The organism is Streptomyces sp. KM273126 (genome assembly GCF_004337435.2).
GTDB lineage: Bacteria > Actinomycetota > Actinomycetes > Streptomycetales > Streptomycetaceae > Streptomyces > Streptomyces acidicola.
The window spans coordinates 5,584,377-5,610,938 of sequence record NZ_SJXB02000001.1; the positions used below are offsets into that span (position 1 = coordinate 5,584,377).

Annotated in this window: 28 protein-coding genes; 12 read left to right on the plus strand and 16 right to left on the minus strand. The window is 70.0% G+C overall.

The annotated features are described in order from the left end of the window. Positions 1-9: 9 nt before the first annotated feature. Positions 10-540, minus strand: coding sequence for a toxin-antitoxin system, toxin component (locus E0500_RS23830; protein WP_131563639.1), 531 nt, complete (start codon positions 538-540; stop codon positions 10-12). 32 nt (positions 541-572) lie between these two features. Further along, complete coding sequence (locus tag E0500_RS23835; protein ID WP_131563614.1) at positions 573-1,238, minus strand: helix-turn-helix transcriptional regulator; 666 nt, start codon at positions 1,236-1,238, stop codon at positions 573-575. 263 nt (positions 1,239-1,501) lie between these two features. Between E0500_RS23835 and E0500_RS23840 the strand changes: the two genes are divergently transcribed. Beyond that, the gene (locus E0500_RS23840) at positions 1,502-2,173 is read left to right on the plus strand and encodes a hypothetical protein (RefSeq protein ID WP_165934999.1); all 672 of its coding nucleotides are present in this window, start codon (positions 1,502-1,504) and stop codon (positions 2,171-2,173) included. A gap of 84 nt (positions 2,174-2,257) precedes the next feature. On the opposite strand, the gene E0500_RS23845 is transcribed toward E0500_RS23840, so the two are convergent. The 4 genes from E0500_RS23845 to E0500_RS23860 all read right to left on the minus strand — a co-directional run bounded on the left by E0500_RS23845 (position 2,258) and on the right by E0500_RS23860 (position 5,692). Continuing rightward, a complete protein-coding gene (locus E0500_RS23845) occupies positions 2,258-3,055 on the minus strand; it encodes an ABC transporter ATP-binding protein (protein WP_131563616.1) in 798 nt (265 codons plus the stop codon). A 20-nt stretch (positions 3,056-3,075) separates the two neighbouring features. Then, a complete protein-coding gene (locus E0500_RS23850; RefSeq protein WP_131563617.1) occupies positions 3,076-3,855 on the minus strand; it encodes an ABC transporter permease in 780 nt (259 codons plus the stop codon). Beyond that, positions 3,852-4,631 carry an ABC transporter permease gene (locus E0500_RS23855; protein ID WP_131563640.1) on the minus strand — a complete coding sequence of 260 codons (780 nt, stop codon included), beginning with the start codon at positions 4,629-4,631 and terminating at the stop codon, positions 3,852-3,854. Before E0500_RS23855 ends, E0500_RS23850 begins: the two co-directional genes overlap by 4 nt. 89 nt (positions 4,632-4,720) lie before the next feature. Then, the gene (locus E0500_RS23860) at positions 4,721-5,692 is read right to left on the minus strand and encodes an ABC transporter substrate-binding protein (RefSeq protein ID WP_131563618.1); all 972 of its coding nucleotides are present in this window, start codon (positions 5,690-5,692) and stop codon (positions 4,721-4,723) included. Between the two features lie 235 nt (positions 5,693-5,927). On the opposite strand from E0500_RS23860, the gene E0500_RS23865 reads away from it, so the two are divergent. Beyond that, positions 5,928-6,755, plus strand: coding sequence for an IclR family transcriptional regulator C-terminal domain-containing protein (locus E0500_RS23865; protein ID WP_131563619.1), 828 nt, complete (start codon positions 5,928-5,930; stop codon positions 6,753-6,755). On the opposite strand, the gene E0500_RS23870 is transcribed toward E0500_RS23865, so the two are convergent. Genes E0500_RS23870 through E0500_RS23875 form a run of 3 tightly spaced genes read right to left on the minus strand, consistent with a single transcriptional unit; the run spans position 6,706 to position 8,926 of the window. Then, a complete protein-coding gene (locus E0500_RS23870) occupies positions 6,706-7,641 on the minus strand; it encodes a PDR/VanB family oxidoreductase (protein WP_131563620.1) in 936 nt (311 codons plus the stop codon). The two genes, E0500_RS23865 and E0500_RS23870, sit on opposite strands and share 50 nt — an antisense overlap. Continuing rightward, positions 7,638-7,865 (minus strand): hypothetical protein, encoded by a 228-nt coding sequence (locus E0500_RS45035; RefSeq protein WP_131563621.1) that lies wholly within the window; start codon positions 7,863-7,865, stop codon positions 7,638-7,640. The genes E0500_RS23870 and E0500_RS45035 overlap by 4 nt, the downstream gene beginning before the upstream one ends. Next, on the minus strand, positions 7,862-8,926 hold the full coding sequence (locus E0500_RS23875; protein WP_181587109.1) for an aromatic ring-hydroxylating dioxygenase subunit alpha: 1,065 nt from the start codon (positions 8,924-8,926) through the stop codon (positions 7,862-7,864). Before E0500_RS23875 ends, E0500_RS45035 begins: the two co-directional genes overlap by 4 nt. A 674-nt stretch (positions 8,927-9,600) precedes the next feature. Between E0500_RS23875 and E0500_RS23880 the strand changes: the two genes are divergently transcribed. The 4 genes from E0500_RS23880 to E0500_RS23895 all read left to right on the plus strand — a co-directional run bounded on the left by E0500_RS23880 (position 9,601) and on the right by E0500_RS23895 (position 13,502). Continuing rightward, positions 9,601-9,822: a hypothetical protein gene (locus tag E0500_RS23880; RefSeq protein WP_131563623.1), complete on the plus strand. Its 222-nt coding sequence runs from the start codon at positions 9,601-9,603 to the stop codon at positions 9,820-9,822. Next, positions 9,819-10,700: a helix-turn-helix domain-containing protein gene (locus E0500_RS23885; RefSeq protein ID WP_131563624.1), complete on the plus strand. Its 882-nt coding sequence runs from the start codon at positions 9,819-9,821 to the stop codon at positions 10,698-10,700. The genes E0500_RS23880 and E0500_RS23885 overlap by 4 nt, the downstream gene beginning before the upstream one ends. Positions 10,701-10,724: 24 nt before the next feature. Then, positions 10,725-11,540 (plus strand): hypothetical protein, encoded by an 816-nt coding sequence (locus E0500_RS23890; RefSeq protein ID WP_131563625.1) that lies wholly within the window; start codon positions 10,725-10,727, stop codon positions 11,538-11,540. A 315-nt stretch (positions 11,541-11,855) separates the two neighbouring features. Then, the gene (locus tag E0500_RS23895; RefSeq protein ID WP_131563626.1) at positions 11,856-13,502 is read left to right on the plus strand and encodes an alpha/beta hydrolase; all 1,647 of its coding nucleotides are present in this window, start codon (positions 11,856-11,858) and stop codon (positions 13,500-13,502) included. A 131-nt stretch (positions 13,503-13,633) separates the two neighbouring features. Here the strand turns inward: E0500_RS23895 and E0500_RS23900 are convergent, their stop codons facing one another. Then, positions 13,634-14,608, minus strand: coding sequence for a helix-turn-helix domain-containing protein (locus E0500_RS23900; RefSeq protein ID WP_131563627.1), 975 nt, complete (start codon positions 14,606-14,608; stop codon positions 13,634-13,636). A 138-nt stretch (positions 14,609-14,746) separates the two neighbouring features. On the opposite strand from E0500_RS23900, the gene E0500_RS23905 reads away from it, so the two are divergent. Beyond that, positions 14,747-15,358 carry an ATP-binding protein gene (locus E0500_RS23905; protein ID WP_165935000.1) on the plus strand — a complete coding sequence of 204 codons (612 nt, stop codon included), beginning with the start codon at positions 14,747-14,749 and terminating at the stop codon, positions 15,356-15,358. Between the two features lie 17 nt (positions 15,359-15,375). Here the strand turns inward: E0500_RS23905 and E0500_RS23910 are convergent, their stop codons facing one another. Beyond that, positions 15,376-16,035, minus strand: coding sequence for a response regulator transcription factor (locus tag E0500_RS23910; protein ID WP_131563629.1), 660 nt, complete (start codon positions 16,033-16,035; stop codon positions 15,376-15,378). Between the two features lie 2 nt (positions 16,036-16,037). Further along, positions 16,038-17,009 carry a sensor histidine kinase gene (locus tag E0500_RS23915; RefSeq protein WP_131563630.1) on the minus strand — a complete coding sequence of 324 codons (972 nt, stop codon included), beginning with the start codon at positions 17,007-17,009 and terminating at the stop codon, positions 16,038-16,040. Between the two features lie 288 nt (positions 17,010-17,297). On the opposite strand from E0500_RS23915, the gene E0500_RS23920 reads away from it, so the two are divergent. The 5 genes from E0500_RS23920 to E0500_RS23940 all read left to right on the plus strand — a co-directional run bounded on the left by E0500_RS23920 (position 17,298) and on the right by E0500_RS23940 (position 23,164). Further along, complete coding sequence (locus tag E0500_RS23920) at positions 17,298-17,459, plus strand: hypothetical protein (protein WP_165935001.1); 162 nt, start codon at positions 17,298-17,300, stop codon at positions 17,457-17,459. A gap of 95 nt (positions 17,460-17,554) precedes the next feature. Further along, positions 17,555-17,845, plus strand: coding sequence for a DUF3040 domain-containing protein (locus tag E0500_RS23925; protein ID WP_131563631.1), 291 nt, complete (start codon positions 17,555-17,557; stop codon positions 17,843-17,845). A gap of 683 nt (positions 17,846-18,528) precedes the next feature. Beyond that, the gene (locus tag E0500_RS23930; RefSeq protein WP_165935002.1) at positions 18,529-19,746 is read left to right on the plus strand and encodes a cation:proton antiporter; all 1,218 of its coding nucleotides are present in this window, start codon (positions 18,529-18,531) and stop codon (positions 19,744-19,746) included. A 103-nt stretch (positions 19,747-19,849) separates the two neighbouring features. Next, positions 19,850-20,905, plus strand: a complete 1,056-nt coding sequence (locus tag E0500_RS23935) for a CdaR family transcriptional regulator (protein WP_131563632.1) — start codon at positions 19,850-19,852, stop codon at positions 20,903-20,905. A 360-nt stretch (positions 20,906-21,265) separates the two neighbouring features. Further along, positions 21,266-23,164: an NAD(P)-binding protein gene (locus E0500_RS23940; RefSeq protein ID WP_131563641.1), complete on the plus strand. Its 1,899-nt coding sequence runs from the start codon at positions 21,266-21,268 to the stop codon at positions 23,162-23,164. 30 nt (positions 23,165-23,194) lie between these two features. On the opposite strand, the gene E0500_RS23945 is transcribed toward E0500_RS23940, so the two are convergent. The 4 genes from E0500_RS23945 to E0500_RS23960 are packed head-to-tail and all read right to left on the minus strand — an operon-like array spanning position 23,195 to position 26,532. After that, a complete protein-coding gene (locus E0500_RS23945; protein WP_131563633.1) occupies positions 23,195-23,857 on the minus strand; it encodes a nucleoside/nucleotide kinase family protein in 663 nt (220 codons plus the stop codon). Beyond that, on the minus strand, positions 23,854-24,753 hold the full coding sequence (locus tag E0500_RS23950; RefSeq protein WP_131563634.1) for a sugar phosphate isomerase/epimerase: 900 nt from the start codon (positions 24,751-24,753) through the stop codon (positions 23,854-23,856). Before E0500_RS23950 ends, E0500_RS23945 begins: the two co-directional genes overlap by 4 nt. 13 nt (positions 24,754-24,766) lie before the next feature. Then, positions 24,767-25,549 (minus strand): ATP-binding cassette domain-containing protein, encoded by a 783-nt coding sequence (locus tag E0500_RS23955; RefSeq protein ID WP_131563635.1) that lies wholly within the window; start codon positions 25,547-25,549, stop codon positions 24,767-24,769. Then, on the minus strand, positions 25,546-26,532 hold the full coding sequence (locus tag E0500_RS23960; RefSeq protein WP_131563636.1) for an ABC transporter permease: 987 nt from the start codon (positions 26,530-26,532) through the stop codon (positions 25,546-25,548). Before E0500_RS23960 ends, E0500_RS23955 begins: the two co-directional genes overlap by 4 nt. Positions 26,533-26,562 lie beyond the last annotated feature (30 nt).

The following is a 26,562-nucleotide window of genomic DNA, read 5'->3' on the forward strand; positions in this document are numbered from 1 at the left end:
TCCGGCGGCTCAGCCCTGCGGCCCGCGATAGCCCAGGGAGGCCTCGATGCGCCCCGCGAGCCGGTCGCGCTGCACCGGCCCGCGCAGCGCCGAACCCGCGAGCCAGGTACGGCACTTGCTCGCCAGCAGCAGTCCGAAGCTCTCGGCGTCCTGCTCGTCCTTCACGTCGAACCGGGTGCGCGCGGCCACCTTCTGGACCGTCGCCCGCAGATCGGCCCCGTCGCTCAGTAGGCGCGCCGCGACCGCGGCACCCTCCAGGTGGTGGCCACAGTGTCCGGCGTGCATGTGCCACAGCTCATGCCCGAGGATCACCAACTGGTGGTCGGGCGCGGTGCGTTCCTCGATCACGACGAGGTCCTGCTCGGCCATGTCCAGCCACAGCCCGCTCGCGGTGCCCGGCGGAAAGGCGGCCGTACGGTACTGGACGGGGCGGCCGCGACGTCTGCCCATGGCGTCGCACAGCGCGGAGTACAGGCCGGCGGGCTCCGCCGGTGCCGGGAGCGTCAGCTCGCCGACCAACTCGCCGCACAGGCGGCGCATTTCCCTTCCGATGCCCACTGTTCTCCCCCGGGTCAGGACTCGGGCCGCTTGACGCTCTCCAGGAGCATGTCGAGCCACTCCGCCACCTTGTCGCGATGCTGGTCGGTGGGCAGTTGCGCCGCACGCCAGGCGATACCGCGGACACCGTGGTCCTGGAGCAGTCGCTCCAGCGGGTCGTCGGCGGCCTGGGTGGTCGGTGCGGCCTCCCGCTCGCGGTCCGCGAGCTGCTGGAGCAGCTCCTGCTCGGTGCGCATGAGGGCGCTCGCGAGTGCCTCCGGGTCCTCGGCGGTGAGGAAACCGGCGTGCACTCTGAAGAAGCGCTGGATGGCGTCGCAGTGCTCCATCGTGGGGCGCCGGTCGCCATTGATGAGGGCTCCTGCCTGCTGACGCGACATGCCCGCGCCGTCGGCGATCTCCTGCTGCGTGTACCTGCGTCCGTTGGGCTTGAGTCGGGTGCGCCGAAGCAGGGCCAGCCGCTGCACGAACCGGGCCTGCAGATCCGGCTCCCCGGCGGGCCGGCCGCCCAGCAGCGCCTTCACCACGGACTCCGGCACCCCGGAGGCCGACGACAGGCGCCGGGCGTCGAAGACCTCGCCGTGGGGCACGCCCAGCCGGTCGGCGAGCGCGGTGACACGGGCCACGACGGCCGGCAGCAGCACCGTCGCCGCAGCGTCCGGAACCTCGAAGCCATCCGTCACCGACAGATCTCCTACGTCTCTCTCAAGCCAGTCCCATGATGGTGCCGAATTCCCCGGAACGCGAGCCCCGGGCATAGTCCACCACCGTGAACTGCACGGAGATTAGCCCCTGACTCGAACTCACATCCAGCTCTCGCCACAACTGTGGCGAGATTCGGCCGTCAACGGCCGTAAAATGCCACGATAGTTGACATGACGTCTGCACGGGCCTCAGGATCAAGACGCCGCGTGAAGGCCGCATAGGCAAGAGGGGTGACCTCCCGATGGCACATCAGGCAGGAGGGCAGCGGTCCGAACCGCGCCCCGTCCCCGAGAGCCTTGAGGCTCAGGCGTACTTGCAGGACTACGCCACGTTCCTGGAGGCAGTCCCCTTCCCGTCCGTCGTCTTCGACCACCGCTGGGACGTCGTCCTGTCCAACAGCGCCTACGACAAGCTCTTCCGCGGAATCGGCCCGCACCCGACCGCCATGCCGGGCGACAACTTCCTTCGCTTCGTGCTCTTCCACCCCGACGCGGCCACCGTCCTCGGTGAGCACGAGTCCAGCTGGTGCCTGCCGATGCTGGCCGACTTCGCCGCCGCCGTGGAGCGGAACGGCCAGGACCGTGGCCTGCAGTCCATCCGCCGGGACATCGCCCAGGACCCCATCATGGACGCCGCCTACCGGCACGGCCTGCCGCACTGGATCCGTACGGTCGGACCGCAGGCCGTCGAGCACGACGGCGCCGTCCGCCCGGTGGTCCACCCCGACCCCCGCTGGGGCCGCACCGACTGCCGCGTCGTCGGCGAAACCCCCAAGACCCTCCAGGACATGGGATACACGCGGATGACGCTCGTACTGCGCGCAGCGCGGCGCCCGTCGGCCACTCCGTCCCGGCCCCGCCGCGACCGGCGCACGGCCAACCATCTCAGCGTGGTGCCCACGCCCAAGGCGTAGGCCCGTCCCGGGAACCCCGACACCGTCGGCGTTCAGGTCGCCGACGGCGTCGGGGGGCCCGCTTTTTTGGCAAACACAACGTAGTCAGGGGCGCGGGGCTGTGACCCCCCGCTTGGCCGCCTGAACCTGCTCGTACACCCGCGTCCGCAACTCCGCGAACCGAGGAGCGACCCGCGTGCGCAACTGATCCCGCTCCTCAGGCAGGTCGATCGTCAACTGCTCCTGCACCACGGTAGGAGAAGCAGACAGGACCAGCACCCGCTCACTCAGATACACGGCCTCGTCAATGTCATGGGTGACGAACAGAATCGTGATCCCACGCTCGCGCCACAACCCCCGCACCAAGTCCTCAAGATCCGCCCGCGTCTGCGCGTCCACCGCCGCGAACGGCTCGTCCATCAGCAGCACATGCGGCTCGTACGCAAGCGCCCGCGCGATGGCGACACGCTGCTGCATACCGCCGGACAGCTGCCACGGGTACGCCCCGGCGGCATCGGCGAGACCGACGGACTCCAGCGCGTCGGCGACCAGCTCACGACGCCTCCTCTTGGCCAACGGCCTCTGCCTGAGCGGCAGTTCGACGTTCTCGCCGACCCGCATCCAGGGGAACAGACTGCGGCCGTACTCCTGGAAGACCACCGCCATGCCGGGCGGTGGCCCACTCACCGGCCGCCCCTCCAACAGGACCTCACCCGAGGTGGGCGTGAGGAGTCCGGCGACGCACTTCAGCAGTGTTGTCTTGCCGCAGCCCGAGGGGCCTACGAGACAGACGAGTTCGCCCGCGTCGACGGCGAACGTGAGATTCCGCACCGCCTCCACCCGGCGGCCGGAGCCCTCATAGACCTTCTGCAGGCCGCGTACGTCGAGCATGGACCGCCCCATTTCAGGCTTCCTCTCAAGCTTCACGACGACCGCCGGGAAGCCGCGCGCAGACCGTGGTACCAGGCGAGCACCCGCCGCTCGACCAGGTGGAAGACAACCGACAGGGCGAAGCCGAGCAGACCGAGGACCAGGATGCCGGTCCACATGTCGGGGATCGCGAACCCGCGCTGGAACTGGACGATGGTGAAGCCGAGCCCGTTGCTGGCCGCGAACATCTCGCTGATCACCATCAGGATGATGCCGATGGACAGGGCCTGCCGCAGCCCCGCGACGATCTGCGGGCTCGCCGACCGCAGCACCACGTTCCGCAGGCGGGCCACGCCCGTGATGCCGTAGGACCGGGCGGTCTCCGACATCACCGGGTCCACCGCCCGTACGCCCTCGACCGTGTTGAGCAGGACCGGCCACACACAGCCGCTCGCGATCACAGCGATCTTCATGGTGTCGCCGATGCCCGCGAACAGCATGATGACCGGCACGAGGACGGGCGGCGGGACCGCCCGCAGAAACTCCAGAACCGGCTCGCACACGGCCCGTACGCGACGGTACGAGCCGATGACCGTGCCCAGCGCGACGCCCACCACGGCCGCCGCCGCGTAACCGGCCAGCAGCCGCAGCACACTGGGCAGGACGTCAGCGCGCAGCCGCTCGCCCGTCCACACGTCGGGGAACGTGATGAGGATCGTGCGCAGCGGCGGCCAGTACACGTCGGTGCTGTCGGCGGACACCAGCCACCAGGCGGCCACCAGCAGCGCGGGCAGTGCGACGACGAACAGCAGCCGCAGGGCCAGGAGTTTCACACCACCACCTCCCCGCGCACCGACTGGTGCCAGCCCAGCGCCCGGCGCTCCACCGCCCGCGCGCCCACGTTGATCAGCAGCCCGAGCACCCCGGTGACCACCACCAGCGCGTACATCTCCGGCACGGCCTGCGAGGTCTGGGCGACGGCAATGCGCTGGCCCAACCCTGGTGCACCGATGACGAGTTCGGCGGTCACCGCGAGAATCAGAGCGACCGCGGCGGCAAGGCGGACGCCCGTCATGACGTACGGCAGGGCCGTGGGCCACAGGACGTGGCGGACCCGGGCCCAGGTGCCGAGGCCGTAACCGCGGGCCGTCTCCTCGGCGACCGGGTCGACGTCCTGGACGCCGTACAGCACCTGGATCAGCACCTGCCAGAACGATGCGTACACCACCAGCAGGAGGACCGAGCGCAGTTCCGAGCCGTAGAGGAGGACCGCGAGAGGGATCAGGGCGACCGACGGGATCGGACGCAGGAACTCGATGGTGGAGGCGGTCGCCTCGCGCAGGAACGGCACCACCGAGATCACCACCCCGACGAGGATCCCGGCCGTCACCGCGATCGCCAGCCCCAGCGCCCAGCCGGTGAGCGTGTCCCCGAGCGCGGTCCAGAACGCCTGGTCGCCGAGCTCGGTGACGAGCGCGTCGGCCACGCGGGTGAGCGGCGGGAAGTAGTCCCCGGAGACGATGCCGAACCGCGAGACCGCCTCGCACAACGCGAGGAAGCCCACGATCCCGGCCGCGCCCAGGGCCGCGTTGGCCCGCCCCGGGCGCACAGCTCGCCGGGGGGATACCGGCCCCGGTGCGGTGTCGTCGAGTTGCCCGTCCGGTTGCCCGTCCGTTTGCCTGTCCCTTTGCCCGTCCTTCACGGCAGCAGCGTGTCCAGGTCCGGGACCTCCTTGAACAGGCCGTCCTGCACACCCAGTTCGGTGAGCCGCTCGATGGAGCCACGGTCCGGCTCGGCGGGCCAGCGGGGCAGGGTCAGCGTGTCCAGCAGGGTGTCCGGGATCTTCGTGTACGTGGTGAGGATCTGGCGGACCTCGTCGGGGTGGCTGTCGGCGTAGTCGAGCGATTCGGCCGTGGCCTCCTGGAACCTCTTCACCACGTCCGGGTTCTTCTGGGCGTACTGCTGGGAGGTGAAGTACATGGCCACGGTGAGGTTCGGGTCCACGTCGTAGAAGATGGACGCGATGGACTTACCGCCCGCTGCCTTGACGGTGGCGAGCGCGGGTTCCGGGGTGCAGGCTCCGTCCACCTGTCCCTTGTCGAGCGCTGCCGGCATCTGGTCGAAGGGCATCTCGACGAACTCGACCTTGGACGGGTCGCCGCCGTCCTTGCGGACCGACTCCCTGATCGAGGTGTCACAGATGTTGTTGAGCGTGTTGACGGCGGCTTTCTTGCCCTCCAACTGCTTCGGGGACGTGAAGGGACTGCCCTTCTTCACCGTGAGGCCCGCGAAGTCGGCACCGTCCTTGGCGGTGGAGGAGGCGCCGTTGGCCACGGCCTTCACGGGCACGTTCTTGGACTGGGCGACCAGCAGGGACGTCGTGTTGCTGAAGCCGAACTGGAACTGGCCGGAGACGACACCGGGCACGACCGCCGCCCCGCCCTGGGCGAGGCTCGTCTCCAGTTTGATCCCGCGCTTGGAGTAGAAGCCCTGCTTCTGGCCCAGGTAGAGGGGCGCGACGTCCAGGACGGGAACGACTCCGACCTTGACCGTGGTGGTACCGCCGGACCCCTTCTCCCCACCGTCGGAGCCGGAGGAGTCGGACGAACCGCAGGCCGTCGCGGCGACGAACACGGTGCCGGCCGCGAGGCGGATGAGCAGACGACGCATGAATCCCCCTAGTGGGACAGCTCTTCGACTGGCTGTGCGCAGACCGCACACGGGTGCTCAGCGGGAACGTAGAGCGTCGCCGGGAACGGGTCAATGCCCTTGCCGCGCAAGGTCGTTGACAGTTGCCGAAGCGTGCTCCTAGCGTGCGCAGAGCGCACTCCCGTGCGTACCGAGCGCGTCGGCCGGGGCGTCACCGCCGGGCGTCCGCTTCCTATGCTTCCTCGTGGAGGCGACGATGTCCGCTGGAGCCCGCGAACCGCACTTCGTCCGGTCCTTCGAGCGTGGTCTCGCGGTCATCCGCGCCTTCGGCGCCGAACGCCCCTCGCTGACGCTCAGCGAGGTCGCCCGCTCCTGCGACCTGACCCGGGCGGCGGCCCGCCGCTTCCTGCTCACCCTCGTCGACCTCGGGTACGTCCACACCGACGGCCGCCTGTTCCGGCTCACCCCGCGCGTGCTCGAACTCGGCTACGCGTACCTGGCGGGTTTCACGCTGCCCGAGCTCGCCGAGCCGCACCTGGAGCACCTGGTGGCGCAGGTACGGGAGTCGTCGTCGCTGTGCGTCCTGGACGGCGACGACATCGTGTACGTGGCGCGGGTGCCCACACGGCGCATCATGACCGCGACGATCACTGTCGGCACCCGCTTCCCGGCCCACGTCACGTCGGTGGGCCGGGTGATCCTCGCGCAACTGCCGGACGAGGAGATCGAGACCCGGCTGGCCCGCGTCGATCTACGGCCCCTGACCGCCCGCACGCTCGTCTCCCCGGAGCCGCTCAGGGCCGAGCTCCGGCGGGTGCGGCGGCAGGGATACGCCATCGTCGACCAGGAACTGGAGGAGGGGCTCCGATCGGTCGCCGTCCCGGTGCGTGACCGGGACGGCGAGGTGGTGGCGGCCGTGAACATCCCCGTGGCCGCCGGCCGTAACTCGGTGGAGTCCGTGCGCCGTGACCTGCTGCCGCATCTGCTGGCCACGGTCGCCCGGATCGAGGCCGACCTCAGGGAGGCGACCGCCGCTACAGGTCGAGCACCAGCCGCCGCCCCCGGCATCGGGACACACAGATGAGCATGGTGTCCCCGGCCTCGCGCTCCGCGTCGCTGAGCACCGAGTCACGGTGGTCCGGGGTGCCCTCCAGGACGTCCGTCTCACAGGTCCCGCACGTGCCCTCGGTGCAGGAGTAGAGCACCTCGACGCCCGCGGCCCGCACCGTGTCGAGGACGGACACGCCCACGGGCACGGTCAGGGTCTTCCCGGTGCGCTCCAGCACGACCTCGAACTCCCCGTCCGGGCCCGTCTCCTGCTCCTTCGGCCGGAACCGCTCCACCTGCAGCAGCCCGCCCGGGCAGCGCTCCTCGACCGCGTCCAGCAGCGGACCCGGACCGCAGCAGTACACGAGGGTGCCGTGGGGCACGTCGTCGAGCACGGAACCGAGGTCCAGCAGCCCGGTCTCGTCCTGCGGGGCGATGGTCACGCGGTCGCCGTACGCGCCCAACTCCCCGGTGAACGCCATGGAGTCGCGCGTACGGCCCCCGTACAACAGCGACCACTCGGCGCCGTCCGCCTCCGCCGCCGCCAGCATCGGCAGGATCGGGGTGATTCCGATGCCGCCCGCGATGAAGCGGTAGCGAGGGGCGGGCCGGAGCGCGAAGTTGTTCCGCGGCCCCCGTACGCGCACCTTGTCGCCCGTCCGCAACTCCTCGTGGACATACGCGGATCCACCGCGCCCCTCGGGTTCACGCAGGACGCCGATCCGCCAGGTCCGCCGGTCCGCCGGGTCCCCGCACAGCGAGTACTGGCGCTCCAGGCCCGGTCCGAGCAACACATCGATGTGCGCGCCCGGCTCCCAGACGGGGAGTTCCTCGCCCAGCGGGTGGCTCAGGGAAAGGGTGAGCACCCCGTCGGCCGCGAACTCCCGGCGCTGGAGGAGGAGTTCGGCTTCGTACCCGCTCATGAGCCGTTTCCTTGCCGCTGATGTCCTGGCGGTTGATGTCCTGGCGGCTCGTGCCCTTGTGGCTCGTGTCCTTGTGGGTGGGCGAGCATCCACTCCCACATCTCGACGGGGTCCTGCGAGGTGTGCTCGCGGCCGCAGTGACAGGTGCCGTGCAGGAGGTCCGTGCCCGGCAGCCAGTCGATGCGGTAGATCTCGCGTGCTGCGGAAGGAGGGGGCGTCGTCACTGGACCTTCTCCACGGGCTTCGCGCCCTCCTCGACCAGCCGGGCCAGAATACGGCGGGCGGCGAGACCTCCGGTGTCGATGTTGATGCTCAGCTCCTGGTAGCCGGTGCGCTCGGTGCCGAGCGTCTCCTGGAGCAGGTTGAGCGCGGTCACGTCCTGCATGACGACCGTGTGGTTGTTGCCTCGCAGGAACTCGGTGACCTCGTCGTCGTCGATCGCCCAGTCACGCGAGACCATCCAGAAGTCGTACACCTTGCCGTCGGCGGACGGCGTGATCGCGTACGTGATCTCGGTGTGGAAGCCGTGCGGGTCGCTGCCGTCCGCCTCGGGCAGCACGCCGACCGGGGCGATACGGCTGTGCAGCAGGTACAGACACGGCGCGTGGTACTCGATGTCCTGCCAGCGGGTGATCCGGCCCTCGATGCCGGTCGACCTGGCGTAGAACGGCGGGCACTCGGCGTTGTCCATGTGCCGGCTGACGCGTACGATCCCCGCGCCCTCGTCGACCTCCGTCCTGATCGGCGTCTCGGCGACCTCCGGGGTGCCGATGTACCCGCCGTGCAGATAGGTCTCGTGGGAGAGGTCGAGGAGGTTGTCGACGAGGAGGCCGTAGTCGGCGTCGATGGGCTCCATGCCGCGCACGGTGACCCAGCCGGGGGAGTCGAGGTGCTCGGCCCGCGGGATGGTCCCCGCGTCGGCGAGGTCCGGGTCGCCGATCCACACCCAGATCAGGGAGTCCCGCTCTACGACGGGGTACGAGGCGACGCGGGCGGTGCGCGGCACACGCTTCTGCCCCGGCACGTACACACAGGTTCCGGTCGTGTCGTACGTGAAGCCGTGGTAGCCGCACACGATCCGGTCCCCGTCCAGCCCGCTGTGCGACAGCGGGTAACGCCGGTGCACACACCGGTCGTGCAGCGCGACGGGCGTCCCCTGCTCCTCGGTCCGATAGAGGACGAGCGGCTCGCCCAGGATCGTACGACCGAGCAACTCGCGCCCGACCTCATGGGAGTAGGCGGCGACGTACCACTGGTTTCTGGCGAATGTCGTCATGTGCGGCATGGCTGCGGCTCCCGTCGTTGGGTGGTGGCGACATCGTCCGGAAGGGCGTCGGGGCGCCGCAATACCTCTTCCGCCTCACGGAAGGGGCTGGGGAAACTGCCTGTTCAGGGTGGGTGCTCATTCGTGGGAGTGAAGTCAGGAGTGCGCTGAGCTGGCAACCTCGCTGAGCGTTTCCGTCGATGGTTTGCGCCAACCTGGCACTCCCGCTTTGCGGGATACTGGTGAAGTTTGATGAGGCGGTCGGTAGGCAGGCCAACCCACCTCTGCAAGAGGACAGTTCGAGGCTCGGGTGTGCCAATCAGGAGTTCTGACTCCTTTTAGGTTGCGAAGTGTGCGGCCCCCTCTTGGTTGTTCTTCAGCACAGGGGGCCGCACGGCCTTCCGGCAGGAAGGTGCGGCGTCGAGTGGCGCCTCTTCTGTCCATGGTGGGGGATGGGCGGCGGGACGCAAGGAGAAAGGACTGTTAGCGCCCAAAAGTGTTGAACCCGGGCTCATTTGCGGCCGCGCGCTACAGAGGGAGGAGTGACCAGCTGTCACGGAAGCATTGTTCCGTACCTCCATGATCACATGGCATCGCGGGTGCAGGGCGGGTCATGCTGGGGCACCCCGCTGACGGCGCTTCAGCACCGCCGTCGGCAGGGACGTTTCCCAACCCGGCAGAGAAGAAGACGTGCAATGTCGAGTAAGAAGGTGGTGACCGTTGCCGTTCTGGTAGCGGTCCTCACGTGGAGCACGGTCATGACCGTGCTGGGCCAAGTCGCGGCGGCTGCCGCACTGTTGCCCTCTCTGGGCCTGCTCGTGCAACAGATCGTGCAGGCCCTGACCGCCCCCGACGGGCCCCGCCCGGCGAGCGACCCGCCGATCGGCGACGGCGGACGGGAGGAAACGTGCCGATGACGGGGTCGTTCTCGCTGCCTGAGCAGCACCCTCCCTCAGAACCCGGGCCCAAGCGCGGCCGGAAACCGGCCCCCATCTCCGAGACCGCCGGTGTCACCCACCGCGCCTGGCTGGAGCCCGTCCGCAGCACCCTGTTCGCCAGCGGCCTGACCCTCAACGACCTCGTCGACCGTTCCGGCTACTCCAAGACCCGCATCAGTGAACTGCTACGCGGCAACGGCTACTACCCCGCCTGGGAGATCACCTTCAGCGTGGTCCGCGCCCTGGGACTGCCCGTGCAGCCCACACGCCGACTGTGGACCGCAGCAGCCCGAGAGGCACACAAAGAACCCAACTGGATACATCACTGCATACAGCAGGTCCTCCTGGAGCCGGAAACCCAGCCCATAGCGCACCAAGGCTTCACCGAGGCAATGCGCGCCCCCTACGCCGAGTACGCCCGCGCTTTACTCCTGACCGACCACCGGGCCCGCTGGGTCGTCTCGGAAACCTTCGACATCCTCTGGCTGTGCTGGACCGACGCCGCCAACAGCCCCGACATCCGCCGCTACGCCTGGCGCCTTCTGCGCTCCCGTGTCATGGCCCGAGTCGACCGTCATCGCGACGGCCACCCCGACCTGCGCGCCGCCGCCTTCTCCGCCACAGGCGCCCAGAACGCTGACCCGGAGACCGGATTTACCGGCCTCAGCGACCTGATCAACCTCTTCGACGCCATCGCCCGCCTGCCGCACCGCGAGATGGACGTTGCCGTGCTGCGCTACCTGTGCGGCATGAACCCCGACACCATCCCCGACATTCTCGGCCTGACCCCGGCCATCGCCCACGCCATCGACCACCATGCTCGCGCTGCCCTCGAAAGCATGCTCCACCGTTCGTAGAACTCCCTGGAGTGACACCCTGCTATGACCGCCATCGATCAACTCCTGGCCCGCGCCTTGCTACGCAACAGCCCCCGCGTGCCCACCGACACCGTCCCCTACGAAGACTGCGTCTACCCCGTCCTCACACCCGACGGCACAGCCCTCGTCGACGATGACCCCGCCGACACTGCCGCCGCGGCCCGGCTGCAAATCCTGTGCGAAGCCGTCGTGGCCTCCTCCACCCCTGACACCCTGGAATTCGTCACCGAACAACTACCCGAACCACGCAGCGCCTGGGTCCTGGGATGCGCCCTCCAACTCGCCGACACCGACGAAGGCGCCCGCTTCTGGTGGCAATACGCCGCTGGTGCCGGCGACGTCGCCGCCTCGTACTGCCTCTACCTGCATCACCTTTCCAGAGGCGAGGAACACGCCGCCGCCTTCTGGCACAACCAAGCCGGCTTCGACACCCCCACCGACTCCGAACCCCTCAGCCTCACCGGCGGATGCCCGACCACCCACCAGATCCGCTTCGACGCCACCCTCGCCACAGTGCTGCGCGTCCTCAGCCATCTCCACACACCCGGCACCCGCACCCGCACTCACCGAGCCGACGCCGTCGCCAACTACGTCGCCCGCGCCGTCACCAACGGCTACGCTCGCCACCCCGGTGTGGAAATCCCCGTGCCGGAACCGCGCTTCGCCGACCGGATCGCCTTCATCCTCTCCCACACCCCACCCTGGAACATCCGCCGCCCACGCCCGCGTCCCGCCCCCACGCTGCCCACCCGGGCAGCGCACAGCCGCACCGGCATCACGCGCCACCTCCACGAGGCCGCCCGCGGAGCACACTGCTGACCACCGTGCCCGGGCCCCGGCCGGAGCGAGCGCCGGCGAGGCCCCGGACCACGGATCAGAACTGTCGCCCGTGCCGCCGGTGTCCGCGAAGCCACTGTGTCCGCCAGACGTACGCGGAGATCCGATGTCGCCGCTGCGCTGAGGCGGGCCGTACCTCGCTGAGGGCGGTCCGTCCCCTACAACTCGGGTACCAGCCACGACTGTTGTGTCATTCCCAGGGTGGAGGGGAGGTGCAGCCCGGCGAGGGATCCGCATGCGTGGCCGGTTCCTGAAAGATCTTTCCTGTCCGAACACGCGACCGGAAGGATCGATATCGTGCGCAGACGACGTCTCGCGCCCCTGTTGGCCGTGAGTGTCACGGCAACGCTGGCTCCCGTGCTTGCCACCTCGACGGCCACCGCCGCTCCGGCCGCCACTCCGTCCACCGCCTCCTCGTCCGCCGCCACGGGCGCGTTGAACCAGTATCTGAAGCAGAAGCCGCAGTGGAAGCGGTGCGAAGCCGATGCTCCGGCGGAGTTCGAGTGCGCCACGATCAAGGTCCCGCTGGACTACCGGGTTCCCGGTGGCAAGCGGATCGACTTAGCCATATCCCGGATCAGGAGCACCGCGCCCGACAAGCGGCACGGTGTTCTGTTCTCCAACCCCGGCGGCCCGGGGGGGCAGGGGCTCTACATGCCGCTGGGGATGCAGGAGAGGCTCCCCGAGTCCGCACAGCAGAAGTACGACCTCGTCGGCTTCGACCCGCGCGGTGTGGGACGGAGCAGCCCGGTGTCCTGCGATCTGGAGCCGGAGGAGGAGAACTGGCTGCGGCCGTACAAGGAGGAGACGTTCGACAAGGATGTCGCCTGGGCACGCGACGTCGCGAACAAGTGCAAGGAGAAAGCGGGCGACACGCTCCCGCACATCACCACGCGCAACACCGCGCGCGACATGGATCTGCTCCGGGCGATCCTCGGTGAGAAGAAGATCTCGTACGTGGGTTACTCGTACGGCACCTACCTGGGCGCCGTCTACACCCAGCTCTTCCCGGGCCGGGCCGACCGGTTCGTGCTGGACAGCGGGGTCGATCCGGCGCGCGCCTGGCGAGGGATGATCCAGTGGTGGGCGGAGGGCGCCGAGCCCGCGTTCGACCGGTGGACCGAGTGGGCCGCCGAGCGTTCGGAGAAGTACGGCCTCGGTGACACCCCGAAGGAGGTCGACCGGACCTTCTGGGACCTGGTCGCGCAGGCGGACGAGAAGCCCATCGAGGTGGAGGGGCAGCCGACCACCGGTGACGACATCCGCAGCGGCATGCGCGCGGCGGTCTTCAGCCCGGAGTACGCCACCGAGGGGGTCGTGGAGCTGAAGAAGGCCGCGGCCGGCGAGCCCGCCTCCGCGGACAGGCTCGCGGCGTTCGCCGGATCCGAGGGGACCGGGACTGCGGGCGCCGCCGCCGAGGCCGCCGAGGTGCCGTCCGACAACATGACGGCGAGCTTCTGGGCCGTGGTGTGCGGCGACAACTCGGCCGCGTGGTCCCGCGATCCTGAGAGCTACCGGCGGGACGCCATCGAGGACAAGGGCCGTTACCCGCTCTACGGTGACTTCGCGTCCAGCATCAAGCCCTGTGCGTTCTGGGACAAGTCCGTGGAGCCGGCAACCAACGTGAACAACAGGGTCGGTTCCCTGGTCGTCCAGAACGAGTGGGACTCGCAGACTCCGCTGCCCAGCGGTCAGGCCCTGCACGCCGATCTGAAGGGCTCGAAAATGGTCACCGTCCTCGGCGGCGAGGGCCATGGCGTCTACCCGAACGGCAACGCGTGCACGGACGGCACGGTCACCGACTACCTGTTCACCGGCAGGCTCCCGGCGAAGGACGTGACCTGCGAGGCGACGGCCGACACGAACGCGGAGGCACGGAAGAACCAGAAGCGGGACGTGCTCCCCGGGTCCCCGCTCCCGGAGCGTGCCCCGGACCGTTTCTGAGCCCGATCGCATGGCCCATTGCCGCATGGCCCATTGCCACATGACCCATGCCGCATGGCTCTTTGCCGCGTGACCCATTGAAGATGGGGCGGGACCTCCTGACGGGGTCCCGCCCCATCGTGCGACTGGTCTTACCCGACGTGCAACATCCGGTAGCGGCTGGGACTTGCCCCGTACGCTCTGGAGAACGCTCGACTGAAGACAGCCGCGTCCCGGAAGCCGTGTCTGGTGGCCACCTCGGTCACCGGGGAATGCTGTGACCCGGGAGCGGTGAGTGCGTGTCGGGATGCTTCGAGACGTCGTTCCTTGATCCAGGCGTGCACCGTGAGGTCGTGACGGGCGAAGAGCCGGTGCAGCGTCCGAGGCGAGAGGAAGAACTCCTGAGCGATCCGCTGGGGGCCAAGGGTCGGGTCGTCGAGATGCGTTTCAATGTAGGACCGGACCCTCTGGAACAGGTCGGTCTGACTGGTGGCCTGGTCGACGTGTCCCGCTTCCAGAGCCGCGGTGATGGTGAGCTCTGCTATTTCGTCGGCCAGTCGCGCGGAGTTGGCGACTGACAGCCCTGTCCGGTTCATGACCAGTTGGCCGAGCATCGGCGAAAGGATCAGACCGACCCCTTCGCGGCTGCAGAGGGTGTTCGCAGTCAACCGCTGGCCCTCCGCATCGGACAGCGGCACGGTTTCGCGGGGCCAGGTGAATACCAGCAGCCGCCAGTCTCCGGCCAAAGACCAGGTGAAGGGCCGCGCCGTCTCGTAGAGGGCGAAGTCGCCGTCTGCGAGGGTGCAGGTCCGTCCGTCCTGCTCAAGGTGTCCGGTGCCACGTTCGACCAGGCCCACCTGGAGCAGGCTGCGGTTGTCGTGGGACAGCAGTCGGGGTGTGCGCGTGAACGTCTGCGGCGTCGAGGCGACGGCAGAGGCCGTGAGGTGTGCGATCTGCCTCGTGTGCACCGTCCCGGTGAGCGCGGAGGCGTCCGAGGGGGCGATCTGGAGCGAGACAAACCTCTCCCGGATGACGTCCTTCCAGGCGCCCAAGGAAGTCACCTCATCGATGAGGGCTCCCGGAGTACTGGTCGGGAGCGCCAGACCGCCGTGGTCCGCGAACTCCATGAGCACATGGTATGCGCGCCGGAGACTGCCTGGTCAAACGAGATGTTTTACGACATGTCACCCAGGAGCAAGTGGGTGTCTCCGACGGTCAAGAAAAGAGCCGTTCGGATCCGTAACGTCAATGCCACAAGGCGAGTCATGGGAGCCACGGTCCTCGGGATCAAGGATCTGGACCTCAGCACCCAGCGCTTCCGCGCCACTCAGGACAGGGACACCATGCACCAGAGCCACACCACCTGCAGGCCGGAAGGCGCGCCTTCTTCCCGTACGAGCGCCTCTGGCGGGAAGCGTCTGACGCGCGGACCGACTCTGCCGGCCCAGCTCTCCGCCTCCGGCACGCCCCAGGGAGTGATCTGCTGGCTCCTGCCGGCAGAGCCCGCCACCGTGCCCGGGGCCCGGCACCGGGCACTGGACATGCTCCGGGCGTGCGGCCTGGACGTGGAGGGGGATGCCGCTGCCGCACTGGAAGTGATCGTCTCCGAGCTGGTCACCAACGCGGTGCTGCACGGCGCGGGCGCGTGGCTGACCCTCGGCATGGGCATCCGCGGCCGTGAGGTGTGGGTGGAGGTCCAGGACGGCTCGGCCGCGCCGATCGTGAAACGGGCGGCCGCATGCGAGGGGGAGAGCGGGCGGGGCCTGGCGCTGATCGCCGCGCTGGCGTCGAACTGGGGGGTGCGGCTCGTGCCCGGTGGCAAAACGGTGTGGGCGACCCTGGTCCTGCCCCCCTCGGCCCGCCGCACCGCGCGGTAACCGAGTACCTCGTGTGGTCAGGGTTCGATCAGTCCGACACGGATGGCGTAGCGGGTGAGTTCCAGGCGGTCCTTCAGGCCGAGTTTCTGGAGCAGGTTGGCGCGGTGGCGTTCGACGGTCTTGGGGCTGATGACGAGAAGGTCGGCGATCTCCTGAGAGGTGTGGCCCTCGGCGACGAGCTTGAGGATCTCCTCCTCGCGGTCGGTGATGGCCCTGGCGGGCAGGGCGCGGCCTTCCCTGGCGAGGTCCAGGTAGTTGCGGATGAGGGCGTTGACGGCTCCGGGGTAGAGGAAGGGCTCGCCGCGCATGGTGGCGCGGCAGGCTTCGACGAGGTCCCGGTCAGCGACGGATTTGAGGACGTAGCCGGAGGCTCCCGCGGCGAGCGCTTCGAAGAAGTACTGCTCGTTGTCGTACATCGTCAGGATCAGGATGCGCAGGTCCGGCTCGGTGCGGGAGAGCTCGCGAGCGGCCTGCAGGCCGGTCAGGCGGGGCATGGCGATGTCGAGGATGGCCAGGTCCGGGCGGTGGGTGCGGGCCTGGGTGAGGGCCTCCGCGCCGTTGTCGGCCTCGGCGACGACGGTGAGGTCGGGTTCGCTGTCCAGGATGAGGCGAACCCCGCGACGGACCAGGGCATGGTCGTCGGCAAGGAGGATCCGGGTGGGCGTCTGCTCGTTCATGGTCAGCGGGTCCGGTCGGGAACGGGGGCGGATACAGGGGCAGGGGCAGGGACAGCCAAGCGGACTTCCGTGCCGCCTCCAGGGCCAGAGCCCACAGTGAGGTCGGCGCCGATCAGCAGCGCGCGTTCGCGCATGCCGCGGATACCCGCGCCTTCGGGCGCGTCCCCGACGCCGTGCCCGTCGTCGCGGATGCGCAACTCCACTCCGGTCGCTGTGTGGTTCAGGGCGAGTTCGGCGCGGCGGGCGTGTGCGTGGCGAGCGGTGTTGGTGAGCCCTTCCTGGGCGACGCGGTAGAGGACCAGTTCCGTTTCGTGGCCGAGGCGCGGCAGGTCCGCGTCGAGGTGGTGCTGGACGGTCAGGCCAGGGCTGGTGAACTCGGTGGTAAGGGCTTTGAGGGCGCTTGCCAGACCGAGTTCGTCCAGGACTCCGGGGCGCAGGCGCCGGGCGATACGGCGGATTTCGTCCAGGCTGCCCCGGGTGGTCTCCTGCACCTGGTGCAGTTCCTCGCGCAGATCGGACGGGGCATGTCCGGCGACGCGTTTGAGCTGGAGCAGCACGGCGGTGAGGGTCTGGCCCACCTCGTCGTGGAGCTCCTGCGCGATGCGGCGCCGTTCGGCCTCCTGGGCGGACAGGGCACGGGCGCTGCTGGTGGCGCGTTCTTCCTCCAGGCGGTCGAGCATCGTGTTGAACGTGGCGATCAGCTCGGCGACCTCACCCTGGCCGGCGACCACGGGACGCTGCCCCGGGCGGAGCAGGTCGATGGTCGTCATGGCGCGAGTGAGACGTTGCAGCGGGGAGAGGGTGACCCGCAGCAGCAGCGCGTTGGCGATGAGCATGACACTCAGGCCCACCGTGAGAACCGCGGCCTCGGTGAGCAGTACCGGGGTGGAGACGGTCACCGGTCCCAGCAACAGGGCGGTGGCGGTGATGAGCACCACGGCGTTGAGCAGGAAGATTCTCCAGAACAAGGGCACCGGGTACCGCCTCCTCGACGTGGTCCTCACTCCCCGTACCGCCTCCCCGGGCAAGTGGACGGTGGGCCTGCTGGTCACTGAAGTCTGCCTGCGTCCGAGGCAGTCGTCTGCTCCAGCCTGGGCGTTGGCCGGGGCGGGTGTCCATCGGGTCTGGCACCCATTCCACATCGTGCCTACAGGTCTGGCCTGCCCGTATTTGGGTGCCAGACCCGATGGTGGCCGCGGTCGGCCGCGGGCGAGGGTGTAACCGATCCCCCCTTCTCGGATCACGAGAGGAGCCCGGCAGTCATGTACGTGCCACCCCGGCGTCCTGGCCACACCGAGGCCGTTTCCGGCCCGGTCCTGCTGGTGCTGCTGTTGCGTCGCACCGCGGCGAGGTGGGTGCGCCGCATGGCGGGCGCCGGCACGGCCGGAACGGGTCGGCGTGGTGTGGGGGAGGGGGCGCCGTGAGTGTGGCGGCGTGGCTGGTGTTGTTCACGGGGCTGGATGGGCCGCACCCCTGACCGCAATGTCCGACTGCCGCCCGGTGCCGGGAGGGAAGCGTCATGGCCGAAATCGATGACCAGCGGCTCCACGAGATCGAGGCCCGCATGCACCGCGACGATCCCCGGTTCGCCCACGCCCTCGGAGCCGGCAAGCCCTGTCGCCCCAGCGAGTACCGGCACACCCGGGCCTGGCTGCTCCTCGCCGTCGCCCTGGCCGTGCTGGGCACCGGCACCGCCCTGGCCCACGGGCTGCTCATCGCCGCCGGCCTGGTTCTCGCGGGTGTGGCCGGGGAACTGTTCGACCCCGAGCGGGCCGTGCGCAGGCACCGCAACCGTCCGCCCCGGTCCTGACCGCAGCGATGACATGAGGACCCGTCGCGCACCTGGAGTGCGGCCGACGCCCCAGGGCCCCTCCCCGGCGGAACAGCGTCCGGCGGACACCCGTTCGCCCAATCGCCGCGATCCGCACGCCATTTACTGATGGTGTGTGGCTACACATTCCTTATGCGTTATTAGTCGTACGGTAAACTTCTTTACCGAGCCAGGATGCTCTATTGAGCGGCCAATTGCTCATTCTTAGGGGATTGCATTCCGGCGGGGCTGGATCTCGCTGCGACGGGGGGACGTGACATGGGTCGTGCTGTTCACGCCTTTGCTCTGCCCGCCACCGGGTCCTCCTGCCGCCCGCCCGTCCCTGCTGTCAGGGCCGCGCGCATCCACAACACGGCTCGTGACAGCGTGCCCGAATCGGGCAGCACTGTTCCCGGCGTCTGACCTGCCGGTCCGACGCACACGCCAGGCGCTCCCTGACTGAATCCACACCGCCGCCGAGCGGCAGATGACGGCCTGCCCATGCGCAGGCGGCCTGCGACCACCGGCGGCACCGACACCCGGTCAGGCATGCCCGGACACCGGATGACGTCATCCCGTACGCCCGGCCACATCGCGCCGACCCCACCCGCAGCACCCGCTCGCCGCCCGTTGCCGAGAAGGCACAGAAGCCGTCGCCGAACCGAACCGGAGGACCGACGCCCGTGCACGACACCACCGCCATGCTCATCGAACTCGGGGCCATCATCCTCGCCCTGGGACTGCTGGGGCGCCTCGCCGGACGGGTGGGCTTCTCACCCATACCCCTCTACCTTCTCGCCGGACTCGCCTTCGGCCACGGCGGCATCCTGCCCCTGCAGGCCAGCGAGGAGTTCGTGGCCACCGGCGCCGAGATCGGCGTCATCCTCCTGCTGCTCCTGCTGGGCCTGGAGTACAGCGCCTCGGAACTCGTCACCAACCTCAAGACCCAGTACCCCTCCGGCGCGGTCGACTTCGTCCTGAACGCGGTACCCGGCGCCGCGATGGCGCTGCTGCTCGGCTGGGGCCCGGTCGCCGCCGTTGCGCTGGCGGGCGTCACCTGGATCTCCTCGTCCGGGGTCATCGCCAAGGTCCTCGGCGACCTCAGGCGGCTCGGCAACCGCGAGACACCGGTGATCCTCAGCATCCTGGTCCTGGAAGACCTCTCCATGGCGGTGTACCTGCCGATCCTGACCGCCCTGCTCGCCGGGGTGAGCCTGGCGGGCGGTACCGTCACCCTGCTGATCGCTCTGGGCACGGTCGGAGCCGTCCTGTATCTGGCGCTGCGGCACGGCCGGCTGATCAGCCGTGCGGTCTCCTCCGAGAACGCGGAGATGCTCCTGCTGGTCGTGCTCGGCCTCACGCTCCTCGTCGCCGGCATCGCCCAGGAACTCCAGGTCTCCGCAGCCGTCGGTGCCTTCCTCGTCGGCATCGCCCTGTCCGGCGAAGTCGCCGAGGGAGCCAGCAACCTCCTCACCCCGCTGCGGGATCTGTTCGCCGCTGTCTTCTTCGTCTTCTTCGGCCTGTCCACCGACCCCGCCGACATCCCGCCGGTTCTCCTGCCGGCGCTCGCCCTCGCCGTCGTGACGGCCTTCACCAAGATCGCCACCGGGTACTGGGCCGCTCGTCGCGCCGAGATCTCGGTCAAGGGACGTTGGAGGGCGGGCGGAACGCTGGTCGCCCGCGGCGAGTTCTCCATCGTCATCGCCGGACTGGCCGTGGGCGTCGAACCGCGCATCGGCCCTCTGGCCACTGCCTACGTCCTGATCCTGGTTGTCCTCGGTCCGCTCACCGCCCGCTGGACCGAGCCCCTCGCCCGCCGCGTCACCCGTACCCGGCAGGAGCCGCTGGAGGCCGCCGTGGTGGCCGAGCCCGTCGAGGCAACCGCGCACGCCAACCGCTGAACGCGCAGGAGCGGGGCATGCTGGTGCGGCATCGCGCAGGCCCCGGCTCTCCCCACGGGCGCGCCCGAACGGCCGACAACATCCGAACCGAGGGGGAAACGACATGACCGTCCAGACCGCCGACGAGACGTTCCTCAAGGGCTTCGAGCGGATCCTCACGGACGCCGCCACCACGGGCCGCCGCCTGACCCGCGACGAGATCGAGTCCCGTCGCGCTCTGGGCGCCAGGGCGGCCGAGGCCGGGCACGGCTGGCGTGCTCTGGTGCGCGCCCACATCGCCGCCGGCCGCGAGCGCCACCCCGCGGCAGCCGATCCGGACCATGTCCTGAGCGTGATCGAGCAGGCGGTCGATGCCTTCGCCGACGGATACGAGCGTGCCCAGCGACTTGTCGTCCGCAAGGAGGAGGCGGCTCGGCGCGAGTTCATCGACGACCTGCTCCTCAGACGCGGCGACCCCGGCCAACTCGCCTCGCGCTGCGAGCGGTTCGGGCTGCGCCTGTCCCGCGCCCATGCGGTCGCCGTGGCCCAGGGACCGGAGGCCTACGACGAGACCGACCCCGTCCCCCGGCAGGTGGCGGACGACTTGTTCGCACGGTTCGAAAGCCGCCGGATCCTGTTCACCACGAAGGACGGGCGCATGGTGTGCATCGCCCCCGGTGACCAGCAGGACGTCCTCGTCCACTTCGCCAAGCTCGTCTACGCCGCCACCGGCGCCAGCCAGGTCGCCATCGGCCGCCCCCGGACCGGCACCGTCGGCATCGGTCACAGCTACGAGGAGGCGCTCAACGCCCTGGACGTCGCCCAGCGCATGGGCCTCGACGACCCGCTGCTGCGCGCCGCCGACCTACTGGTCTTCCCTGTCCTGGCCCGGGACCGGCAGGCGCTGATGGACCTGGTGGACCACACTCTGGGGCCGCTGGCGCGGGCGCGCGGAGGGGCGCAGCCGCTGCTGGACACCCTCACCGCGTACTTCGACACCGGCTGCGTGGCCGCCGCGGCCGCCCGTCAGCTGTCACTCAGCGTGCGCGCGCTGACCTACCGGCTGGAACGCATCCATACGCTCACCGGCAACGACCCCACCGACCCCGCCCACCGCTACACCCTGCAGACCGCGGTGCTCGGAGCCCGGCTGCTCGACTGGCCGAACAGACCCCTGTGAACCGGCTTCAACAGACCCCTGTGAACCGGCTTCATCGGTGAGGGCGCCGGGACGCAGGGCGGCGTAGCCGCGGCTCGTCTGCGCCCCTGTGACGCCATGTCAGAAGCCTGTTATGTTCCCAGCGACGTGCCGGGAAGTCCGGTCGGCGATCTTGACGGAAGCAGGCGGCCGAAGCAGGCGGAAGAAGGCGGAGGAAGCCTTGCCGATCGGGGGTCCGGAAATGACGCTCAGCGCGCTCTTCAGGGAGGTTGGTGGAGTGGTGCCCCTCCCCGCACCGCCGCTCTCCCGCCTGACCCGGGGGTGCGGTACCGAGTGATCACGTTGCCTCAGCCCGCACGCGGCGTACCGCGTCCGGGACACATGATCGTGTGCGGCGACGACACGCTCGCCGAGCGGCTGGCCGCCGAACTCGCCACGGTTTACCGGGAGCGGGTCACGCTCGTCGTACCGCCCTCACGACGGCCCGGCGCCACCACCGGACGGTCACGCGCCGCGGCACTGCTCGGCCGCGTGCAGGCCGCCATGCGTCGTACGGAGTCCGCGGCCACCTCCGGTGACACCGCTACGCCTCGCCTCATCGAGGCCGACGCACTCGACGAAGCCGCCTTGGACGAGGCGGGCGTACGCGAGGCAGCAGCACTGGCCCTGGTCCATGACGACGACGAGACCAACATCCACGTCGCGCTGGCCGCCCGCCGCCTCAACCCCCGGCTGCGCCTGGTCATCCGGCTCTACAACCGCAGGCTCGGCCAGCACCTGGAAGAACTCCTCGACCAGGCCGCCACCCTCACCGTCCCCGGACTGGACCCCGAGGCCCTCGACACCTCCACCACCGTCCTCTCCGACGCCGACACCGCCGCGCCCGCACTGGCGGCCACCGCCGTCGCCGGCACCAGCAAGGTCGTCCAGGCCGACGGACTGCTCCTGCGCGCCGTGGAACGCACCCCACCCGACCACGCCCTGGATCCCGGCCTGTGCACCCTGGCCCTGCTGTCCTCGACCACCAACGACCCAGCAGGAGCGGAGGGTTCGGACGCCAGCGGCCGGGAGGCACCCATCCTGCTGCCCGACGACGACACGATCGCCGCCGCCACCGGACACGGCACCGTCGTCCTCGAAACCGTCACGCACACCGCCCCAGGTTCCGGCCCGCGACGACCGGCGAGACGCGGACTGCCGCTGAGCTCGCTCTTCTCCCGCCGACTGCGCTGGTCACTGGCCGGGCTCGCGGCCTGCGTCCTGGGCGTGGCCGTCGCGACCTGGCTGACCACCGGCGACCACCCGCTGCACGCCTCCTACCTCACGCTCCTCGATCTCTTCGCGATGGGCGACCCGGCGCTCGACGAGCCCACGGCACGCCAGGTGCTCCAACTCCTCGCCGGCCTGGCCGGGCTGCTGCTCATGCCGGTGCTGCTCGCGGCTGTCCTGGAGGCGCTCGGCGCCTTCCGCACGGCGTCCGCGCTGCGCCGGCCGCCGCGTGGCCTGTCCGGCCACGTCGTCCTGCTCGGTCTCGGCAAGATCGGCACGCGGGTGCTGGTCCGGCTCAGGGAACTCGACATCCCCGTGGTGTGCGTGGAAGAGGACCCCGAAGCGCGAGGTATCCCGCTCGCCCGCCGTCTGCGCGTCCCCACCGTCATCGGGGACGCCACGCAGGAAGGCGTGCTGGAGGCCGCCAAAACGCATCGCGCGCATGCTCTGCTCGCCCTCACCAGCATCGACACCACGAACCTGGAAGCAGCCCTCTACGCACGCTCCGTCAAACAGGACCTCAGAGTGGCTCTGCGGCTGTACGACGACGACTTCGCCACCGCCGTCCACCGCACCCTGCGCACAGCCCACCCACGAGCCCTCACCCGCAGCCGCAGCGTCTCCAGCCTCGCGGCCCCCGCCTTCGCGGGGGCCATGATGGGCCGCCGGATTCTCGGGGCCATACCCGTCGAACGCCGCGTGCTGCTCTTCGCCGCTCTGGAGGTCGCCGGGCACCCGCAGTTGGAGGGACGTACGATCGCCGAGTCATTCCGTCCCGGAGCCTGGCGTGTCCTGGCCCTGGACACGGCCGGGCCGGGCGAGCGGCTGCCCGACCTCTCCGCCCCACCCGCGCCCGACGGCGCCCACCGTCCCGGCGGGCTCGTATGGGACCTCCACCCCGGATACGTCCTGCGAGCCGAGGACCGTGTGGTCCTCGCCGCCTCCCGCCAGGGCCTGGCCGAACTCCTCGGCCGACAGCCCCAACTCCGCGTACGAACCACCGACACGTAACGGCGCTGTGCGGTGACCGGCCGGTGGCCCCTACCGCCGTGCCGCCGGGTCGCGCGGGCCCGGCAGGTCCGCCCCGGGAATGACCAGGTCCGCCCGGTCACGGGTGCCCGCGACGAGATCCGCGTTGCGCTGGTCGGTGCCCAGGACCCAGGCGACCGCCGTGTCGTGCGGCTTGCCGAACTCCTCGTGCCGTGCCACGAGTCGGCGGATCCTGACCTCCTCGTCCGCATCGCAGAACCACACTTCGTCCAGCTCCGGACGCACGCGCGCCCAGGAACCGTTCTCCAGCAGAAGGTAGTTGCCCTCGGTCACGATCAGGCGGGCCGACGGTGGCACGGGGAGGGCACCCGCGATCGGCTGTTCCAGTACGCGCTCGAACCCCGGCGCGTACACCACCTCGCCGGTCTCCTCGCGCAGCCGCCGCAGCAGCGCCGCGTACCCGGCGGCGTCGAAGGTGTCCGGAGCGCCCTTGCGGTCGCGGCGGCCCAGCCGGTCCAGCTCGACGTCGGCGAGGTGGAAGCCGTCCATCGGGACGTGAGCGACCCAGGGCGGCCCGTCCCCGTTGAGCTCGCTCACCAGGTGCTCGGCCAGGGTCGTCTTGCCCGCGCCGGGGCTGCCGGTGATACCGAGGATCGCCCGGCGGCCGGGGCGGGCCAGGGACGCGGCCCGCCGCAGGAGGTCGTCGACGGTCATGCGCGGACGCCGCTCACTGCCAGGTGCTGGGCGATGAAGCCGCGCGCGTGACGCGCGAGGTCCTCGCCGTCGGACCAGAGGTTGCGCCAGATGGCGAGGTCGGCGGAGAGCCCCGGTGCCACCACGGCGGAGGAGAAGGACTCGAAGGTGATGGGGCCGCGGTAGCCGATGTCGGCGAGCGCGTGGAAGAAGGCCGTGAAGTCCAGATGGCCGGAGCCGAGGTAGCCGCGGTGGTTCTCGCCGATGTGGACGTAGCCGAGCCGGTCGCCCGCCTCGCGCACAGGACGGACCAGGTCGTCCTCCTCGATGTTCATGTGGTACGTGTCCAGGTGGATGAGGACGTTGTCCTCGCCGATGTCGTCGGCGAGGGCGAGCGCCTCGCGGGCGGTGTTGACGACGTTCGTCTCGTACCGGTTGCAGACCTCCAGGCCGAGCGTCATGCCGAGCCCGCGGGCCTCCTGCGCGAGCCGCCGCAGGACGGAGACGACGTTGGCGCGGCCCGCGCTGCTCAGCGGGGCGCCGTACTTGCCGAGCGCGCTGTAGAGGGCGCCCGTGAAGTGCGTACCGCCCAGGCCGTGCGTGACGGTGAGCGAGTCGTGCAGCAGCTTCTCGCCGCGCTCGACGACGGCCGGGTCGGCGCTGGAGACGTCGGCGTCGAAGGCGAGACCCCGCGAGCACGCGACCTTCAGGCCCGCGTCGGCGATCTCCTTGCGTGCCGCGCTCACGTCGAGATTGACGGAGTCGTGCAGCGACAGCTCCAGCAGGTCGAATCCGGCGGCCCTGGTGCGCTCGACGGCATGGCTCACCGAGGCGGGCGAGGTGTCGCCCACCCAGACGAGGGCGTGCACGCCGATCGGGTTCGGGGCGGAGGTCGCTACGGTCTTCGCGGCGGTCATGGAAGGGGACTCCTCAGTCAATCCGGGCTCCCGTGATGAGGGAGACGATCTCGTCGCCGGTGGTCTCGGCGGTGCGCCGGCCACCGACGCAGCGGCCGGCGCGCATCACCCACACCTGGTCGCTGAGCCGCATGACCTGTGCGAAGTTGTGGCTGATGAGCAGCACGGTGTGGCCGTCGTCGCGCAGCTTGAGGATCAGCTCCTCGACCTTCGCGGTCTCCTGGACGCCGAGGGCGGCCGTGGGCTCGTCCATGATGACCAGGCGTGAACTGAAGCCCGCCGCACGGCAGATGGCGACGGCCTGACGCTGACCGCCCGACAGCCGGCGTACGCGGGAGTCGACCGCGGGCACATTGACCGCGAGGGCGGACACCATCTCCTTGGCCCGCTTCTGCATGGCCCGCCGGTCCAGGAACGCGACGGGGCCGAAGCGGCGCACCAACTCCCTGTTCAGAAACAGGTTCTGCCAGACCGCGAGGTCCTCGACCAGCGCGAGGTTCTGGTGCACGGTCTCGATGCCGGCGTCGCGGGCGTCCTCGGGCGAGTGGAAGTCGACGGGCGAGCCGTCGAAGAGGATGCGCCCGCTGTCGGGACGGTGGACGCCGGAAATGCAGCGCACGAGGGTGGACTTGCCGGCGCCGTTGTCGCCCACGAGCGCGGTGATCTCGCCGGGCCGCAGGGTGAGGGACACCTCGGAGAGGGCCCGTACGCTGCCGAAGGACAGCGAGACGTCCTCGCAGGCGATGAGGGGTTCGGCCACGGCGGCCGGCCCGTCGGAGGGCAGGGGGTGGGTCATCGCTGGAACCTCGTGAGGAAGGCCGCAAGCACCACGACGATGCCGACGGACAGCGGCTGGTAGAACTGCGAGACGCCGAGCAGGGTCAGCCCGTTGACCAGTGCGGTCAGCAGCAGCGCTCCGATCACCGGGCCGATGACCGTGGCCCGCCCGCCGAAGAGGCTGACCCCGCCGAGCACCACGGCCGCCACGGAGTTGAGCAGGAACGAGGTGTTGGCTGCGGGTTCCGCGGCGCCGACCCGGGCTACCAGGAGGATGGAGCCGAGCCCCGCCAGCACACCGGAGATCACATACACCGCGATCTTGATGCGGGCGGTGCTGATGCCCATCGCGGACGCCGACTCCGGTGCGCCACCAGTGGCGAGCACATGCGTGCCGAACCTGGTGTGGAACAGCACCACATGCGCCACGACGGCGACACCCGCGGCGATCAGGAACGTCCAGCCCAGCACTCCGAGTCCGCCGGTGGACAGCTTCAGCAGCGAGGCGTCGACGACGGTCACGGGCTTGCCGTCGGACAGGATCAGGGCGAGTCCGGATGCCGCCGACAGCGCGCCGAGCGTGACGATGAAGTCGGTGATCTTCCCGCGCGCCACGATGAGCCCGTTGGCCACGCCCACGGCGGCCGAGGCCGCCACCGCCAGCAGGCACGCCGGGCCGAGTCCCCAGCCGGCCTGGTAGGCCTGGCCGAAGGCGACCGCCCCCAGCGTCATCGCCGACGCGATCGACAGGTCGATGCCGGCGGTCGCGATCACGAACGTCTGGCCGACGGCCAGGATGATCAGGATCGCCGCCGCCACGAGCATCGACTGGATGTTCCCGACGCTCAGGAAGGTCGAGTTGGCGCTCTGAAAGACGATCACCAGCACGACGAGTCCGACCAGCGCGGCCCAGTCGGCCCAGAAGCCGACGTCGCGCAGGCGCGCCGCCCAGGCCCGGTGGTCCGGCCCTCGCTGAGGAGCCGCGAGTGTTGCGTCAGTCATGGTCTTCCGTTCTTCCGGCGGCACGGCTGC

Coding starts and splice junctions, on each gene's coding strand:
- E0500_RS23935 (WP_131563632.1), top strand. CDS start 19,850: ATGACCGTCCAGACCGCCGACGAGACGTTCCTCAAGGGCTTCGAGCGG.
- E0500_RS23955 (WP_131563635.1), bottom strand. CDS start 25,549: ATGACCCACCCCCTGCCCTCCGACGGGCCGGCCGCCGTGGCCGAACCC.
- E0500_RS23885 (WP_131563624.1), top strand. CDS start 9,819: ATGACGGGGTCGTTCTCGCTGCCTGAGCAGCACCCTCCCTCAGAACCC.
- E0500_RS23960 (WP_131563636.1), bottom strand. CDS start 26,532: ATGACTGACGCAACACTCGCGGCTCCTCAGCGAGGGCCGGACCACCGG.
- E0500_RS23905 (WP_165935000.1), top strand. CDS start 14,747: ATGGGAGCCACGGTCCTCGGGATCAAGGATCTGGACCTCAGCACCCAG.
- E0500_RS23870 (WP_131563620.1), bottom strand. CDS start 7,641: ATGAGCGGGTACGAAGCCGAACTCCTCCTCCAGCGCCGGGAGTTCGCG.
- E0500_RS23880 (WP_131563623.1), top strand. CDS start 9,601: ATGTCGAGTAAGAAGGTGGTGACCGTTGCCGTTCTGGTAGCGGTCCTC.
- E0500_RS23865 (WP_131563619.1), top strand. CDS start 5,928: ATGTCCGCTGGAGCCCGCGAACCGCACTTCGTCCGGTCCTTCGAGCGT.
- E0500_RS23840 (WP_165934999.1), top strand. CDS start 1,502: ATGGCACATCAGGCAGGAGGGCAGCGGTCCGAACCGCGCCCCGTCCCC.
- E0500_RS23830 (WP_131563639.1), bottom strand. CDS start 540: ATGCGCCGCCTGTGCGGCGAGTTGGTCGGCGAGCTGACGCTCCCGGCA.
- E0500_RS23940 (WP_131563641.1), top strand. CDS start 21,266: ATGATCGTGTGCGGCGACGACACGCTCGCCGAGCGGCTGGCCGCCGAA.
- E0500_RS23900 (WP_131563627.1), bottom strand. CDS start 14,608: ATGGAGTTCGCGGACCACGGCGGTCTGGCGCTCCCGACCAGTACTCCG.
- E0500_RS23860 (WP_131563618.1), bottom strand. CDS start 5,692: ATGCGTCGTCTGCTCATCCGCCTCGCGGCCGGCACCGTGTTCGTCGCC.
- E0500_RS23920 (WP_165935001.1), top strand. CDS start 17,298: ATGTACGTGCCACCCCGGCGTCCTGGCCACACCGAGGCCGTTTCCGGC.
- E0500_RS23875 (WP_181587109.1), bottom strand. CDS start 8,926: ATGCCGCACATGACGACATTCGCCAGAAACCAGTGGTACGTCGCCGCC.
- E0500_RS23925 (WP_131563631.1), top strand. CDS start 17,555: ATGGCCGAAATCGATGACCAGCGGCTCCACGAGATCGAGGCCCGCATG.
- E0500_RS23890 (WP_131563625.1), top strand. CDS start 10,725: ATGACCGCCATCGATCAACTCCTGGCCCGCGCCTTGCTACGCAACAGC.
- E0500_RS23845 (WP_131563616.1), bottom strand. CDS start 3,055: ATGGGGCGGTCCATGCTCGACGTACGCGGCCTGCAGAAGGTCTATGAG.
- E0500_RS23950 (WP_131563634.1), bottom strand. CDS start 24,753: ATGACCGCCGCGAAGACCGTAGCGACCTCCGCCCCGAACCCGATCGGC.
- E0500_RS23910 (WP_131563629.1), bottom strand. CDS start 16,035: ATGAACGAGCAGACGCCCACCCGGATCCTCCTTGCCGACGACCATGCC.
- E0500_RS23945 (WP_131563633.1), bottom strand. CDS start 23,857: ATGACCGTCGACGACCTCCTGCGGCGGGCCGCGTCCCTGGCCCGCCCC.